This is a genomic window from Pigmentiphaga litoralis (genome assembly GCF_048632615.1).
GTDB lineage: Bacteria > Pseudomonadota > Gammaproteobacteria > Burkholderiales > Burkholderiaceae_B > Pigmentiphaga > Pigmentiphaga litoralis_B.
Map to the genome: position 1 here is coordinate 1,208,882 of NZ_CP184479.1, position 15,169 is coordinate 1,224,050.

At 66.3% G+C, this 15,169-nt stretch carries 16 protein-coding genes; 14 read left to right on the forward strand and 2 right to left on the reverse strand.

Annotated features, from left to right (window positions below):
• The first annotated feature begins 84 nt into the window (after nt 1–84).
• The 12 genes from ACNANG_RS05315 to ACNANG_RS05370 all read left to right on the forward strand — a co-directional run bounded on the left by ACNANG_RS05315 (nt 85) and on the right by ACNANG_RS05370 (nt 10,363).
• Nucleotides 85–264, forward strand: a complete 180-nt coding sequence (locus ACNANG_RS05315; protein WP_420226299.1) for a CsbD family protein — start codon at nt 85–87, stop codon at nt 262–264.
• Between the two features lie 308 nt (nt 265–572).
• The gene (locus ACNANG_RS05320; protein ID WP_420226300.1) at nt 573–1,772 is read left to right on the forward strand and encodes an acyl-CoA dehydrogenase; all 1,200 of its coding nucleotides are present in this window, start codon (nt 573–575) and stop codon (nt 1,770–1,772) included.
• Nucleotides 1,760–2,521, forward strand: a complete 762-nt coding sequence (locus tag ACNANG_RS05325) for a PIG-L deacetylase family protein (protein ID WP_420226301.1) — start codon at nt 1,760–1,762, stop codon at nt 2,519–2,521. Before ACNANG_RS05320 ends, ACNANG_RS05325 begins: the two co-directional genes overlap by 13 nt.
• Before the next feature lie 10 nt (nt 2,522–2,531).
• Nucleotides 2,532–3,131, forward strand: coding sequence for a class I SAM-dependent methyltransferase (locus ACNANG_RS05330; protein WP_420226302.1), 600 nt, complete (start codon nt 2,532–2,534; stop codon nt 3,129–3,131).
• A complete protein-coding gene (locus tag ACNANG_RS05335) occupies nt 3,128–3,805 on the forward strand; it encodes a glycosyltransferase (protein WP_420226303.1) in 678 nt (225 codons plus the stop codon). Before ACNANG_RS05330 ends, ACNANG_RS05335 begins: the two co-directional genes overlap by 4 nt.
• Before the next feature lie 165 nt (nt 3,806–3,970).
• The gene (locus ACNANG_RS05340; protein ID WP_420226304.1) at nt 3,971–4,825 is read left to right on the forward strand and encodes an STAS domain-containing protein; all 855 of its coding nucleotides are present in this window, start codon (nt 3,971–3,973) and stop codon (nt 4,823–4,825) included.
• 3 nt (nt 4,826–4,828) lie between these two features.
• A complete protein-coding gene (locus tag ACNANG_RS05345; RefSeq protein WP_420226305.1) occupies nt 4,829–5,197 on the forward strand; it encodes an STAS domain-containing protein in 369 nt (122 codons plus the stop codon).
• Complete coding sequence (locus ACNANG_RS05350) at nt 5,194–5,610, forward strand: anti-sigma regulatory factor (protein WP_420226306.1); 417 nt, start codon at nt 5,194–5,196, stop codon at nt 5,608–5,610. The genes ACNANG_RS05345 and ACNANG_RS05350 overlap by 4 nt, the downstream gene beginning before the upstream one ends.
• Before the next feature lie 13 nt (nt 5,611–5,623).
• A complete protein-coding gene (locus tag ACNANG_RS05355; RefSeq protein ID WP_420226307.1) occupies nt 5,624–6,628 on the forward strand; it encodes an ATP-binding protein in 1,005 nt (334 codons plus the stop codon).
• Nucleotides 6,629–6,651: 23 nt separating this feature from the next.
• Entirely contained in the window at nt 6,652–8,439 is a 1,788-nt protein-coding gene (locus tag ACNANG_RS05360; protein WP_420226308.1) for an ATP-binding protein, read from the forward strand.
• Entirely contained in the window at nt 8,436–9,641 is a 1,206-nt protein-coding gene (locus ACNANG_RS05365) for a PAS domain-containing protein (RefSeq protein WP_420226309.1), read from the forward strand. Before ACNANG_RS05360 ends, ACNANG_RS05365 begins: the two co-directional genes overlap by 4 nt.
• Nucleotides 9,590–10,363: an ATP-binding protein gene (locus ACNANG_RS05370; RefSeq protein ID WP_420226310.1), complete on the forward strand. Its 774-nt coding sequence runs from the start codon at nt 9,590–9,592 to the stop codon at nt 10,361–10,363. Before ACNANG_RS05365 ends, ACNANG_RS05370 begins: the two co-directional genes overlap by 52 nt.
• Before the next feature lie 5 nt (nt 10,364–10,368).
• Here the strand turns inward: ACNANG_RS05370 and ACNANG_RS05375 are convergent, their stop codons facing one another.
• On the reverse strand, nt 10,369–11,226 hold the full coding sequence (locus tag ACNANG_RS05375; protein ID WP_420226311.1) for a 23S rRNA (adenine(2030)-N(6))-methyltransferase RlmJ: 858 nt from the start codon (nt 11,224–11,226) through the stop codon (nt 10,369–10,371).
• Between the two features lie 136 nt (nt 11,227–11,362).
• Between ACNANG_RS05375 and ACNANG_RS05380 the strand changes: the two genes are divergently transcribed.
• Together ACNANG_RS05380 and ACNANG_RS05385 are read left to right on the forward strand one after the other, a co-directional pair.
• Nucleotides 11,363–11,686: a BON domain-containing protein gene (locus ACNANG_RS05380; RefSeq protein ID WP_420226312.1), complete on the forward strand. Its 324-nt coding sequence runs from the start codon at nt 11,363–11,365 to the stop codon at nt 11,684–11,686.
• Between the two features lie 256 nt (nt 11,687–11,942).
• Nucleotides 11,943–13,232 (forward strand): NCS2 family permease, encoded by a 1,290-nt coding sequence (locus ACNANG_RS05385; RefSeq protein WP_420226313.1) that lies wholly within the window; start codon nt 11,943–11,945, stop codon nt 13,230–13,232.
• Nucleotides 13,233–13,291: 59 nt separating this feature from the next.
• On the opposite strand, the gene edd is transcribed toward ACNANG_RS05385, so the two are convergent.
• On the reverse strand, nt 13,292–15,151 hold the full coding sequence (gene edd, locus ACNANG_RS05390) for a phosphogluconate dehydratase (RefSeq protein WP_420226314.1): 1,860 nt from the start codon (nt 15,149–15,151) through the stop codon (nt 13,292–13,294).
• Nucleotides 15,152–15,169 lie beyond the last annotated feature (18 nt).

Sequence of the window (15,169 nt, forward strand, 5' to 3'; positions counted from 1 at the left end):
GTTGTTTTTGCCGCGATAAGGAAGAGCCGGGAACGCCCCTTGCTGTAGCGCTGTTGCGGACTCTCCCGCGATAAAGGAAAAGCCATGAACAAAGACCAAATCAAGGGTACGGCCAAGGATCTCGGCGGCAAGGTGCAGGAAGCCGTGGGCAAAGCTACCAACAGCCCCAGCACGCAGGCCAAGGGCCTGGCCAATCAGGCCGAAGGCAAGGTTCAAAAGAATGTGGGCGACGTGAAAGAAGCCGTCAAGGACAGCAAGATCTGAAGTCCTGCTTGCCCACGGTCTGCGGTTGCCGCCAGTCGGCAATACGCAACCGGCAAGGTGCAAGCCCAAGTCCGGCGCGGCGGCACTCAAGCCCGCGCGACGACCCGATCGATATGACGGGATGGCCTGTCGCTCCGGACGCGCTGATTCGTGGACCTCAGGGTCCACACCTCATTCCCGCCAGCCCGCCGGGGCTGGTATTGACAACGGAAGCCTGACGGCAACGACGATGCCGGGATTGCGCTATCACGCAAGTCCGCGGTGCCGTGCGCCTGCCGCAAGCCTCCACGCCGACCTGAAGGCCGATCTTGCTGGGCTCCGTCCGATCCACTGCGCCATCCGCTTCCCTGCCACAGCCTGCTGGCGGCCAGGCGTTGGCGGTTGCGCAGGCATCGCGCGACCGCGACGTCCGGGCGCTCGGCGCAGCCGGGCGGCAGCAGCCGCCGGAGCCGCATGATGGCCTGCCAGCAAGGCTGCAGGACGTCCTGTCCGCCGCCGCCCCGGCCAGTGCCATCGAGCCGGGCGACCTGTTACGTGACCTGGTGTCGGCCGGCCTAAACCTGCTGTCACTGCCCGCAAGCGGCAACACCCTGGCGCGGTGGCGACTGTTCGCCGCCGTTGCCGGCGTCGATCTGTCGGCCATCAAACTGGTCGAAGGTCATACGGACGCCCTTGCCATCCTGGCCGAGCTGGATGGCCCGCCCCCGCCGGCAGGCAGCCTGTGGGCCACGTGGGCGGCCGAGCCACCCTCCGCCCGCGTGGAAGCGCGGTCCGGTCCCGATGACGGCGTCCTGCTGACCGGCACCAAAGCCTGGTGCTCGGGCGCGGCCGCCGTGACGCACGCGGTGGTCAGCGCCTGGAATGCCGAGGGCGAGCCGGTCCTGGCAGCCGTGGCCCTGGATCAACCTGGCGTGACCGTGACCCATCGCGGCTGGCATGCCGTCGGCATGGAAGCCACGTCCAGTGTCGACGTGGACTTCGCGCAAGCCCGGGCGCGATGGGTCGGCACGCCTGGCCAGTATGTCGGGCGGCCTGGCTTCTGGCACGGAGGCGCCGGTATCGCCGCGTGCTGGTACGGCGGCGCGTGTGCCCTTGCCGACGCCGTGCGACAGGCCTGCGGCAACGCGGTCCAACGTCACCGGGGCAGCACATCTGCAGCCGTCTCTCCGGCCCTGTCGTTCCGCCTGGCTCATCTGGGCGCAATCGACGTCGCGCTGGGCCAGACAGCCGCGTTGCTGCGCGAAGCCGCGAACTGGATCGATGCGCATCCGAGCCAGGACGCCATGGCCGTTGCCTTGCGGGTGCGGGCCAGTGCCGAAGCCGCCGCGACCCGGGTGCTCGATCACGCCGGCCGCGCCCTGGGCGCCACGCCCTATTGCCGCGATCCGCGATATGCGCGCATGGCGGCGGATCTTCCCGTCTTCATTCGCCAGAGTCATGCCGAACAGGATCTGGCCGCCCTGGCGCGGACACAGCTTGACGCCGCGGAGGGCACATGGGGCTTGTAGGCGATCGCGACATTTACGCCCAAGGTACGCCCGAAGCGGTCTGGGATGCCTGGGACCGCCTGCACTCCCTGCCCGTCCTGGACGCCGCGGAGCTTGTCCCAAGGCGCGGCCGCGCCGTCGTGATCGCCCCGCATCCTGACGATGAGCTGCTCGCCTGCGGCGGGCTGATGCGCCAATGGACGGATGCCGGCCGCGAGGTCGTGGTGGTGGCCGTGACGGATGGCGGCGGCAGCCATACCGGGTCCCGCGTCTGGACGCCCGCCACGCTGGAGGCCGCGCGCCGCGCCGAGCGCCTGGCCGCGCTGCATCAGATGGGTCTGGCCCTGGTGCCGGTGATCGGCTTGCAGTTGCCCGACGGCGGCGTGACCGGCGCCGAAGCCGCGCTGCAATGCGCACTCATACCCATGCTGCGGCCAGGCGATGTGGTGTTCGCCACCTGGCGTCTGGATGGGCATCCGGACCACGAAGCCACCGGTCGGGCGGCCGCCGCGTGCTGCGCCGAAGCCGGCTTGCCCTTGGTGGAGTTGCCGGTCTGGATGTGGCATTGGGCCGAACCCGATGACCCGCGCGTGCCGTGGCACCGCCTGGCGCGGGTGCGCCTGGATCCGTCCGAGCGCGCGGCCAAGCGCCGCGCGATTGCCGCGCACCGCACGCAGGTCGAAGCCGATCCGACGCTGCCCGGCCACCCCATCCTGCCACCGTGGGCGCTGGCGCGCCTGATGCGTGACCACGAATTCGTTTTTGCCTGACCGGAGCGCCATGCCTCTTTCGCCGCCGTATTTCGACAGCCTGTTCGCCGCTTCGGACGATCCGTGGGGCTTCCGCACGCGCTGGTATGAACAGCGCAAGCGCGCCGTCACGCTGGCCTGCCTGCCCGCCAGCCACTACGACAGCATCTTCGAGCCCGGTTGCGCGAATGGCGAACTTGCGGCGGACCTGGCGCCGCGCTGTCATCGCCTGCTCGCCTGCGATGCCAGCGCACCGGCCGTGCGCCTCGCCCGGCAACGGCTCAAGGACGTGCCGCATGCCCGTGTCGAGGCCATGCACATGCCGGCGGACTGGCCGGCTGATACCTTCGATCTGATCGTGATCAGCGAACTGGGCTATTACCTGCCCCCCGCCGATCTGGCCACGCTGGCGCGTGCCTGCCTGGGATCATTGACCGACACCGGGACACTGCTTGCCTGCCACTGGCGTCCGCTGATCGACGGATGCGCGTATGGCGGCGACGCGGTGCACGACATCCTGGCAGCCGAAACCGGCCTGCCGCGGATCGTGCATCACCAGGAAGACGATTTTGTGCTGGATGTGTGGACACGCCAAGGGCAGTCCGTCGGGCGCGCGGAGGGACTGACATGATAGGTGTGGTGATACCGGCCCATAACGAGGGCGAGCACCTGGCGGCCTGCCTGGCGGCCGTGGCCTGCGCCGCGGCGCATCCGGATCTGCGCGGCGAAGCGGTCTATGTCGTGGTGGTACTCGATAGTTGCACCGACAATTCCGAAGATGTCGCGCTGGCCCACGGCGTCGGCATGGTGCGCGTACAGGCACGGAACGTGGGCCTGGCCCGCGCCACGGGCGCCTCGCAATTGATTGCCAGCGGGGCGCGCTGGCTGGCCTTTACCGATGCCGACACCCTGGTCGCCCGCGACTGGCTGGCGGCGCAGGTCGGACTGGGCGCCGATGCGGTGTGTGGCGTCGTCAGCGTGGACGACTGGTCCGCGCACACCACTGCGGTCCGCGACCGCTATGAAAGCCTGTACCAGGATCGCGACGATCACCGGCATATCCATGGCGCCAACTTTGGCGTATCCACGCAGGCCTACCTGCGCGCTGGCGGATTCAGCGCCCTGACCGTAAGCGAAGACGTCGCCCTGGTCGAAGCCCTGGAATCCACCGGCGCACGAATTGCGTGGAGCGCGCTCTCCCGCGTCACCACCAGCGCCCGCACCGATCCGCGCGCCGCCGGCGGGTTTGGCGATTACCTGCGATCGCTGGCCGCGCCGGTGTGGAAGCCGGAGGCAGTGGGCTGACAGAACAACGCTGCGTCAGCAGTCAGGAGACAGGAGGCCGCGGTGGCACACCGCCGCTTCCTGTTGGCCGTACGCAAATGCTTACTACATTCGGCCCTCATGTGAGATTTGTTACGTAGAATCCCCAACCTGACTTTCCACATTGATGCAGCAACAAGGACCTCCATGCCCCTGCAAGACGCCTCCGCCAAGCTTCTCGAAGTCCATTACAACGATCTTCTCGATACCTGGGTGGCCAGTCTGCTGCAAGCGGCGCGTCAGAAGCGCCAGGCCGAACCGCAATTGCGCGATCAGTGCCGGCAATTCCTGGGTGCGTTGATCGCCGCCCTGGGACGCAGCACCGCCGCCGACATTTCCGGCCGCGACTGGGACGAAGTGCGAGGCCTGCTGACCGAAATTTCGAACACGCGCGCGCGCAGCGGCTTCAGCCCGTCCGAGACCGCGATGTTCATCTTCTCGTTGAAGAATCCGATTTTTACCGTGTTCAGCCAGGCGCTGAGTCAGACGCCCGAGGTGCTTGCCGAACAGAATCGCGCCATCGACACCCTGCTCGACCAGCTCGGCCTGTACACCACCGAGGTATTCCAGAAGAGCCGCGAAGAGGTGATCGTGCGCCAGCAACAGGAACTGATGGAACTGTCGACCCCGGTCGTCCAGTTGTGGGACAACATCCTGGCCCTGCCCCTGATCGGCACGCTCGATAGCGGCCGCACGCAGGTGGTGATGGAAAGCCTGCTGGAAAAGATTGTCGAAACCGGCGCATCGATCGCCATCATCGACATTACCGGCGTGCCTACCGTGGATACCCTGGTCGCGCAGCACCTGCTCAAGACCGTGGCCGCCGCGCGCCTGATGGGCGCGGACTGCATCATCAGCGGCATCCGCCCGCAGATCGCGCAGACCATCGTGCACCTGGGCGTGGACCTGACCGACGTGACGACCAAGGCCACGCTGGCCGACGCCTTCGTCATCGCCCTGAAGCGCACCGGCGCCACCAACATTCCAACGATGGCGCGCTGAGCCATGGAACGTATCCCCATTCTGAAAATGGGCAAGTTCCTGCTCGTGACCATCCAGGTGGATATGCACGACCGGCTTGCCATGACGCTGCAGGACGACCTGACCAACCGGATCGTGCGGGACCGCGCATCGGGTGTATTGATCGACATCTCCGCCCTGGACGTGGTCGATTCCTTCATCGGCCGGATGATCAGCAACACGGCCGCCATGGCCCGGGTGCTGGATGCCGATACCGTGCTGGTCGGCATGCGGCCGGCGGTGGCCATCACATTGGTTGAACTGGGCCTGACGCTGGACGGCGTCAAGACCGCCCTCAACGTGGAACGAGGCATGGCGCTATTGACGCGCGACGTGGATCGCCTGACCGAATGATGACCGACGCCGAAGTGCTTGCCGTGCTGCCCTTGCAGACGGACGAGGACGTGGTCCGCATGCGCAAATACGTGCGCGAGCGGGTCGTGGCCCTCGGGTTCGGATTGGCCGATCAGACCAAGGTCGTGACCGCCGCCAGCGAGCTGGCGCGCAACACGCTGAAGTATGGCGGGGGCGGAGAAGCCCATGTGTCGCTGCCCGAACAGCCTGGACGCCGCGGCATCCAGCTGTCGTTCATCGACCAGGGCCCCGGCATTCCTGATCTGGATCTGGCGTTGAAAGACGGCTTCACGAGTGGCGGCGGGCTGGGCATGGGCCTGGGCGGCTCCAAACGTCTGTGCGACGAATTTTCCATCGATTCGGAAGTGGGCCGGGGCACGCGGGTATCGGTCATCAAGTGGAAGCGCATGTGATGGCAAACGCGTGATGCGGCAGATCGCCCTTCCGATCGATGAGGTGAGCCAGGTGGCCGACGCGCGCCGCCAGGCCACCGAGATCGCGCGCAGCCTTGGCATGAACGACACCGACCGGGGCCGCGTGGCGATCGTGGTGACCGAGGCCGCCACCAACATCCTCAAACATGCCGGCAGCGGCGTGCTGCTGATCCGTCCCCTGCCCCATCCCTTTGCGAACGATGCGGGCGACGGCATCGAAGTGATCGCCATGGACAACGGTCCCGGCCTGCCCGATGTGGCGCTGAGCTTTGCCGACGGGCATTCGACCGCCGGCACCGCGGGCACCGGACTGGGCGCCCTGGCGCGGCTGTCGGATCAGTTCGATTGGTATAGCGACGGCGCCAATGGGTCGATCTTCTGGATGGCGCTGTGGCCCGGCCGCGTGGTGCCCGACCAGCTGCTGCACATCGGCGCGGTCTGTCTGCCCTTGCCCGGGGAAAGCCTGTCGGGGGATGACTGGCGCGCGGAACAGCAAGGTGAACGCTGCGTGATCATGGTGGCCGACGGCCTTGGCCATGGATTGGAAGCCTATCGCGCGTCGATGGCGGCCACCGAGGTCCTGCCGACCCGTGAAAACTGGCCGGCCGCCGACCTCATCCAGGAAGCCCATGGCGCCTTGCGCGCCACGCGTGGGGCCGCCGTTTCGGTCATCTCGATGAACCTGTCGACCGGCCAGACGCAGTTTGCCGGCGTCGGCAATGTGGCCGCGTTCATTGGCAGTCACGGTGGGCGCAAGCAGCTGGTCACGCACAATGGCATCGTGGGCCACAACATGCGCAAGGTGGCATCCCTGGACATGGAGTGGCCGCATGACAGCTGGCTGCTGATGCACAGCGACGGCCTGTCGACGCAATGGAACCTGAACGATTTTCCGGGACTGGATGCGCGGCATCCGGCGGTGATTGCCGCCGCGGTGTGCAAGGCCTATTGGCGCAAGCGTGACGACGTGACCGTCCTCGTCGCGCGGCGCAACTGACAACGGATCGCAGTGGGACGGACATGAGTCATCGGATATTGAGCCTGAGCATTTCGCTGGAGCAGGATGTCGTCCTGGCTCGCCAGCGCACGCGGCAGATCGCCGAGTTGCTGGGTTTCGGCGTGCAGGACCAGACGCGGCTGGCAACGGCCATCTCTGAGGTCGCACGCAACGCCTTCAGTTATGCGGGTGGCGGTCGCATCGATTACCAACTCGAGGGCGAAACCGCGCCCCAGGTGCTGATCGTGACGATCTCGGACAAGGGTCCGGGCATCGGGCAGCTGCAGCAGGTATTGAACGGCCGTTATGTGTCCACCACCGGCATGGGTGTGGGCCTGGCGGGCGCCATGCGCCTGATGGACCAGAGCTCGGTCGACACCGGCGAACGCGGCACCGTCATTACCCTGAAGAAGTTGTTGCCGCCTGGCGTGGCCGCCCTCTCCGGCCCGCAGGTGGGCGATCTGGGTTCGCAGTTGGCCAAGGGGCCGCTTGCCAGCAGCTTCGATGAAGTGCAGCGCCACAACCAGGAATTGCTGCAGGCATTGGAAGACGTGCGGGCGCGCCAGGAAGAGCTGATCCAGCTGACCGCCGAGCTGGAAGATACCAACCGCGGCGTGGTCGCCCTGTATGCCGAGCTGGACGAAAAAGCCGAAGACCTGCGCCGCGCCGACCACATGAAGTCGCGCTTCCTGTCCAATATGAGCCATGAGTTCCGCACGCCGCTCAGCTCGATCCGCGCGTTGTCGCGCCTGCTGCTGGCGCGGGTGGACGGCGATCTGGAGCCCGAGCAGGAAAAGCAGGTCAGCCTGATCTTGCGAGGCGCCGAAGACCTGTCGGAACTGGTGAACGATCTGCTCGACCTGGCCAAGATCGAAGCAGGCAAAACCGATGTGCGCGCCGCACCCGTCGACGTGGCCAATGTGTTCAGCGCCTTGCGCGGCATGATGCGGCCCTTGCTGTCCAGCAAGGTGGATCTTCTGTTCGTGCACGACGAGGCCCTTCCGGCCATGATGAGCGACGAAGGCAAGATTGCGCAGATCCTGCGCAACCTGATTTCGAACGCGCTCAAATTTACCGAGCGCGGCGAAGTCGAGGTCTCGGCGCAGGTGACGCCTGACGGCCGCGCGATGGAATTTCGCGTGCGCGATACGGGACTGGGGATCGCCACCGAACACCTGCCGCTGATTTTCGAAGAATTCACGCAGATCGAAAACCGCCTGCAGCGCGGGGTGAAGGGAACCGGCCTGGGCCTGCCGCTGTGCCGCAAGCTGGCCGAACTGATGGGCGGCGACCTGAAGGCCGAAAGCACGCCTGGCGTGGGCTCGGTGTTCATCGCCACGCTGCCGCTGCGGTATGCCGAAGAAGACCCGCTGCACGAACCGTCGTCGACCGACCGTGCGCTGGCGCTCGACCCGGAACGCCCCACCGTGCTGATCGTGGAAGACGATCCGGCAACCCGCCTGCTGTACGAAGACTATGTGCGCGGCACCCGCTACCAGCCTGTGTCGGTGGCTACCGTGCACGACGCCCGCAGGATGCTGGCCATGATTCCGGTGGCCGCCGTGCTGCTGGAGATCGTGCCGCCCGAAGAAGAAGCGTGGCGCCTGATGACCGAGATCAAGCAGGGCGACACCGATCCCTTGTTGATCGTTGCGACGGACAACCTGGACAAGAGCAAGGGCCTGGCTCTGGGCGCCGATGCCTATCTGTCGAAACCGGCGGAGCGGCACGATGTGCTGGCGCTGCTGGCGCGGCTCGACACGCCCGGTGCGGCGCCGCTTTCCCCCGCTTCCGGAGATTCCGTGGCATGACTACGCCGCCTCGCAACGATCTGATCTTGAACGTCGACGACAACGAAGGCGGCCGCTACGCCAAGTCGCGCCTGCTCAAGCTGGCCGGATACCGCGTCATCGAAGCCGCCACCGGACAGGAAGCGCTGGACGCCGCCGCCCGCGAACAGCCCAGCCTGATGCTCCTTGACGTGATGCTGCCGGACATCAACGGCATGGAAGTATGCCGGCGGATCAAGGACGACCCCATCACCGGCTCCATCATCGTGCTGCAGACGTCGGCATCGGCCGTGCAAAGCCGCGACCGCGTCAAGGCCTTCGACGGCGGCGCCGACAGCTACCTGATCGAGCCGATCGAACCCGAGGAGTTGATCGCCAACGTGCGCGCGCTGCTGCGCCTGAAGGCGGCCGAAGACGCGCACCGCATGGCCGAATCCGCCTTGCGCGAAAGCGAAGAACGGTTCCGGCAGATGGCGGACGCGATTGGCGATGTGTTCTGGGTGTATGAACCCGCGCTGGGCGAACATGCCTATGTGAGCAAGGCCGCCCGCGGCGTATGGGGCGTGACCGACGAGGCACTCATGGCCAACCCTGACCTGTGGTGGGCGCCGGTGCACCCCGACGACCGCGAACGCGTGAAGGCCGCACTGGACGGGGCTCGCATCACGGGCAGCTATGACGAGGAATACCGGCTGCGGCACGCCGACGGCCGCATCGCGTGGATCCATGACCGGGGATTTCCGATACGCGGCGCCGATGGCGCGATCACGCGGCTGACCGGTGTCGCTCACGACATCACGGACCGCAAGGCCGCGGCGCAGGCGCTGGTCGACGCCGACCGCCGCAAGGACGAATTCCTGGCGATGCTGGCGCACGAATTGCGCAACCCGCTGGCGCCCATCCGCAACGCCGTCGAACTGATGCGCCTGATCGAGCCGGGCGCCACGGGGGCACAGGTGAAGGCGCGCGAGATCATTTCACGGCAGGTGGATCACCTGAGCCGGCTGGTCGACGAACTGCTCGACGTGTCGCGCATCACGCACGGCAAGATCTCCCTGGTGCGTGAACCGGTGGCGCTATCGACCGTCGTGCGCGTGGCGTCGGAAGCCGTCCGGCCGCTGATGGATCAGCGCAACCACGTGTTCAACGCCGTCATGCCCATGCACGAACTGTGGCTGTCGGCCGACCCGTCCGCCTGGCGCAGGTGTTGGGCAACCTGCTGAACAACGCGGCCAAGTACACGCCCATGGGCGGCGAAATCACGCTGACCGCCGAACAGCATGGCGACCGCCTGCACCTGAGCGTGCGCGACAACGGCATCGGCATCGCGGCCGAAACCTTGCCCCATGTGTTCGACCTCTTCATGCAGGCCGATCCGTCGCTGGACCGCTCGCAAGGCGGCCTGGGACTCGGCCTGTCGCTCGCCCAGACGCTGGCGCACATGCACGACGGCCAGATCACGGCAGAAAGTGGCGGCGCCGGCAACGGATCGGTGTTCACGCTGGACCTGCCCCTGGGCGCGCCGGGACCGGGCGCCTCCGCCGACGCCGCTGCCATGGCGGGTCAGTCCCCATCGCGCAGGGTCCTGATCGTGGAAGACAACGCCGACGCCGCCGAAGGCATGGCGTTGCTGCTGGGAGAACGCGGGCATGTCGTGAACGTGGCGCTCGATGGCGTGAGTGGCCTCGACGCCGCGAGGCGCCTGCAGCCCGACGTGATCATCCTGGATATCGGCCTGCCGCTGCTCGATGGCTACCAGCTGGCGCGCGAATTGCGCGCGTCGCCGGCCACCTCGCGTGCCGTGCTGGTCGCGCTGTCAGGCTATGGCCAGGCGGCCGACAAGCTGAAATCGCGGTCCGCCGGGATCGACTTTCATCTGGTCAAACCGATAGACCTGGCCAGCCTGGAAGCGGTGATCGACACCCTGCCGGAGCAGGCGGAATAAGCCGATCAGCCTTCCTTGAATTCCAGCGTGTACTTGGCGCCGTCGTCCTGTCCCAATGCCTCGGTCAGCCAGGGCAAGGTGTCCTTCAAGGCAGCCGCCAGGGTCCACGGCGGGTTGAGAATGAACATGCCGCTGCCATGCAGCCCCAGGCCATCACCCGATGGGGACTGCACGGTCAGCGCGGCATGCACCCAGCTTTTTACCGGCAGTTTGGCCAGCCGCTCGGGTAACTGGATCGCCTCGTTGCGGGCCACCTGCGGATACCAGACGGCGTAACAGCCCGTGGCAAACCGTTCCAGGCCATCCTTGACGCTCTGTACCACGCGCGCGTAATCGCGCTTGTCTTCATACGACGGATCCAGCAGCACCAGGCCGCGACGGGTCGGCGGCGGCAGCAGCGCCTTGATGCCCTCGAACCCATCGGCCGCATAGATCATGGTGCGGCGGGCAATATCCCTGCCCTGCGACTGCACATTCCTGCGCAGTACGTCGATCTCGGTGGGATGCAGTTCGAACAGCCGCAGGCGGTCACGCTCGCGCATCATGCGTGTGGCGATGAACGGCGATCCGGGGTAATAGCGCAATGTCCCGTCTTCGTTGAAGGCGTCCACCTGTTCCAGGTAATCCGCGATCATCTCGGGCAGGTCTTCGCGTTCCCAGATCCTGGCGATGCCCGTTTCGTATTCGGCATTCTTTTCCGCCCACTCGTCTTCCAGCGCATAGGCGCCTGCCCCGGCGTGCGTGTCGATGACCCAATAGGGCGCGTCCTTTTGCGCCAGATGGCGCAGCAGGTAGACCACGATGGCGTGTTTGAGGACGTCGGCGTGATTGCCGGCGTGAAAGGCGTGACGGTAGCTGAACATAGGGACTCGGAACGTTGTAGGCGCAGTGTACTAGGGGTTACACGCAGGGCTTTGACGAGACCCTGCCGCCGCACTACCTTGGCGGTCTGAGCAGGGGCCGGCACCGGCCGCCCCGCACCCTGACATGGAGCCCGCAATGAAACGACACTCACTGATCGCCGCCGCCGTGCTGGCCACCGCCGCCGTGTTCTCTCCGCTTACGCACGCGCAGACCCATTCCAACCCACCCGGCCGCACCGCCGGCGAAGTGGTCGACGACAGCGTCATCACCACGAAGGTCAAGGCCGAACTGCTGCGCGCCCAGGCCACCAAGTCGCTCAAGATCAGCGTCAAGACCCTGGACGGCGTCGTAAACCTGTCCGGCAGTGTCGAGAGCAGCGAGCAGATGGATTCGGCCCTGCGTATCGTGCGTGGCATCAAGGGCGTCGTGGACGTCAAGAACAATCTGCAGCTGCGGTAAGCCCCCTTGGCGCTGCGCGCCTCCCCAGGGGCGACACCAGCGGACTGGCAAAGCCAGATCCGCGGTGTCCTGGGTCTGGGCGTGGCGGTGCCGGCACTGTGCTTTTGGGCATTAGCATGCAAATCCGCGCTTTGCCATAGCGGCGACGAACGCACTGCAAACACACCACAGCGCCCTGGCATGCCGGGGCGCTTTTGTTTTCAAGTGTGCGCTTGCACCCCTACTATTGGGGAACCATATGATCAGGACAGCCACCATGTTCGAGCGCCTATTCAAGCTGAGTGAGCACGGAACTTCCGTGAAAACGGAAATCATCGCGGGGATCACGACCTTCCTCACGATGTCGTACATCATCTTCGTCAACCCGCAGATCCTGTCCACGACCGGCATGGATCGCGACGCGATTTTTGTGGCGACCTGCCTGGCCGCGGCCATTGGTTCGATCGTCATGGCGCTGGTGGCCAACTATCCGATCGGCATGGCGCCGGGCATGGGGCTGAATGCCTTCTTTGCGTTCACGGTGGTTGCGGCGCTGGGCTATACCTGGCAGCAGGCGCTGGGCGCCGTATTCATTTCCGGCTGCATCTTCCTTCTGCTGACGGTAACGGGGATACGCAGCTGGCTCATTGCGGGCATTGCGCCGTCCTTGCGCAGCGCGATCGCCGCCGGTATCGGTCTGTTCCTGGCGATCATTGCCCTGAGCAGCTCGGGCATCATCGTCAAGAATCCGGCCACCATGATCGGCCTGGGCGACCTGCATTCGCCGCAGGCGCTGCTGGCCGTGCTGGGTTTCTTCGTGATCGCCGTGCTGGATGCGCTCAAGGTTCGCGGCGCGATCCTGATCGGCATTCTGGTGGTGACGGTGGCCAGCATGCTGCTGGGCATCAACACCTTCAAGGGCATTCTGTCGACGCCGCCCAGCCTCGCGCCCACCTTCCTGCAACTGGACATCCTGGGGGCCCTGCATGCCGGCTTCCTGCAAGTGATCCTGGTGTTCGTGCTGGTCGAAGTCTTCGACGCCACGGGCACGCTGATGGGCGTGGCCAAGCGCGCCGGCCTGCTCGAAGGTTCCAAGAACCGCATCGGCCGGGCGCTGTTCGCCGACAGCACCGCGATTACCGCCGGCTCCTTGCTGGGTACCAGCAGCACCACCGCCTTCGTTGAAAGCGCGTCGGGCGTGCAGGCCGGTGGCCGCACCGGGCTGACCGCGCTGGTGGTCGGCATCCTGTTCCTGGCCGCGCTGTTCATCGCGCCGCTGGCCGGCTCGATTCCGGCCTACGCCACCGCGCCCGCGCTGCTGTACGTGGCCGGGCTGATGATGCGCGAACTGATCGATGTGGACTGGGAAGACGTGACCGAGGCCGTGCCGGCCGCGTTGACCACCCTGGCCATGCCCTTCACGTACTCGATCGCCACCGGCCTAGCCTTCGGTTTCATCAGCTACGTCGTGCTGAAGGCGTTCACCGGCCGCATCCGCCAGATCCATCCGGCAACGTGGGTGGTAGCTATCTTGTTCCTGATCCGCTTCGCGTTCTTCAGCGAATGACCTGAACGCGGGGGGCGGGGTGCGCGGCGGGCACCTGCCGCCCACCTTGGTCGTCCACCTCAGTCGTCCTCGTCCGCCGTGCCTTCGGGGTTGACCGCTTCATCGGTCTCGAACAGCGTGCACGCGCCCCGTTCGGCCGCGCTCACCGTCTTGCGCAGATTGCCGAACAAGTCCCGCCCGATCCCATTCACATGGGCCGACAGGTCATGCTCGAACGGCGCGCGGCGCAGCCAGTCCACCGGGCCCAGCACGTCCAGCGTGCCGGCTTCCGCATCCAGGCGTACCAGGTCGCCTGTCTGGATACGCCCGATCGGCCCGCCCGACAGGGCTTCCGGCGTCACATGGATCGCAGCCGGCACCTTGCCTGACGCCCCCGACATGCGCCCATCCGTCACCAGCGCCACGTGGAATCCCCGTTCCTGCAGAATGCTCAGGGTCGGTGTCAGCTTGTGCAGTTCCGGCATGCCGTTGGCAGCCGGGCCCTGCCAGGTCACCACCGCCACGAAGTCGCGTTCCAGTTCGCCCCGATCAAAGGCGGCCAGCACGTCGTCCTGCTCCTGGAACACGATGGCCGGCGCTTCCACGATGCGATGCGGCGGCTTGACGGCCGACACCTTGATCACCGCGCGCCCCACATTGCCCTTCAGCAGCTTGAGCCCGCCATCCAGCGAAAACGGCTCGGCAAATGGCCGGACGATGTCGCGGTTCAGCGGTTCGGGCGTGCCCGCGCGCCACGCCAGCCGGCCGTCGTCCAGCCAAGGTTCTTGCGTGTAGGCGGACAGGCCGCGGCCAGCCACGGTGGTCACGTCTTCGTGCAGCAGGCCGGCGTCCAGCAACTGCGCCATCACATAGCCCAGCCCGCCCGCCGCATGGAATTCGTTCACGTCGGCCTTGCCGTTGGGATACACGCGTGCCAGCAGCGGCACCACATCGGACAGATGCGAAAAGTCGTCCCAATTGAGCACGATGCGCGCGGCCCGCGCCATGGCCACCAGATGCAGGGTGTGGTTGGTGGACCCGCCCGTGGCCATCAGCCCGACGATGCCATTCACGAAGGCGCGGACGTCCAGCACGTCGCAGATAGGGGTGTACGTGTCCGAACCGTGGCAAAGTTCGACCGCCCGCCGCGCCGCCCCGCGCGTCAGCGCTTCACGCAGCGGCGTGCCGGGATTGACGAAGGCGCTGCCCGGCAGGTGCAGGCCCATGAATTCCATCAGCATCTGGTTGGAATTGGCCGTGCCGTAGAAGGTACAGGTGCCGGGTCCATGGTAGGACTGCGCCTCGGCTTCCAGCAGGACTTCGCGGCTGACCTTGCCTTCGGTATATAGCTGCCGCGTGCGGGCCTTTTCGTCATTGCTCAGGCCGGTCGTCATCGGCCCGGCCGGCACGAAGATGGCCGGCAGATGGCCGAACGACAAGGCGCCCATGACCAGCCCCGGCACGATCTTGTCGCACACGCCCAGGTACAGGCCGGCATCGAACATCTGGTGCGACAGCGCGATCGCGGTCGACATGGCGATCACGTCGCGCGAGAACAGGGACAGCTCCATGCCTTCCTGGCCTTGCGTGACGCCATCGCACATGGCCGGCACGCCGCCCGCGAATTGCGCCGTTGCGCCGGCCTGCAGGGCGGCTTCCTTGATCCAGGCCGGATAGGCTTCAAGCGGCTGATGCGCCGACAGCATGTCGTTGTAGGCCGACACGATGGCCAGGTTGGGACGTTGCTGCTCGCGGATGCGGAACTTGGCGTCGTGCGGCATGGCGGCAAAGCCATGGGCCAGATTGGTACACGAGATCTGGCTGCGCGTCACCCGCGCGCCGGCGCGCGCCCGCGTCTCGGCCAGCCAGTCGTCCCGGCGGGTGCCGCTGCGCTTCATGATGCGTTCGGTAACGGCGTCAAGGACGGGGTGATGGGCCATTCGGCATTTCCTCCTGCG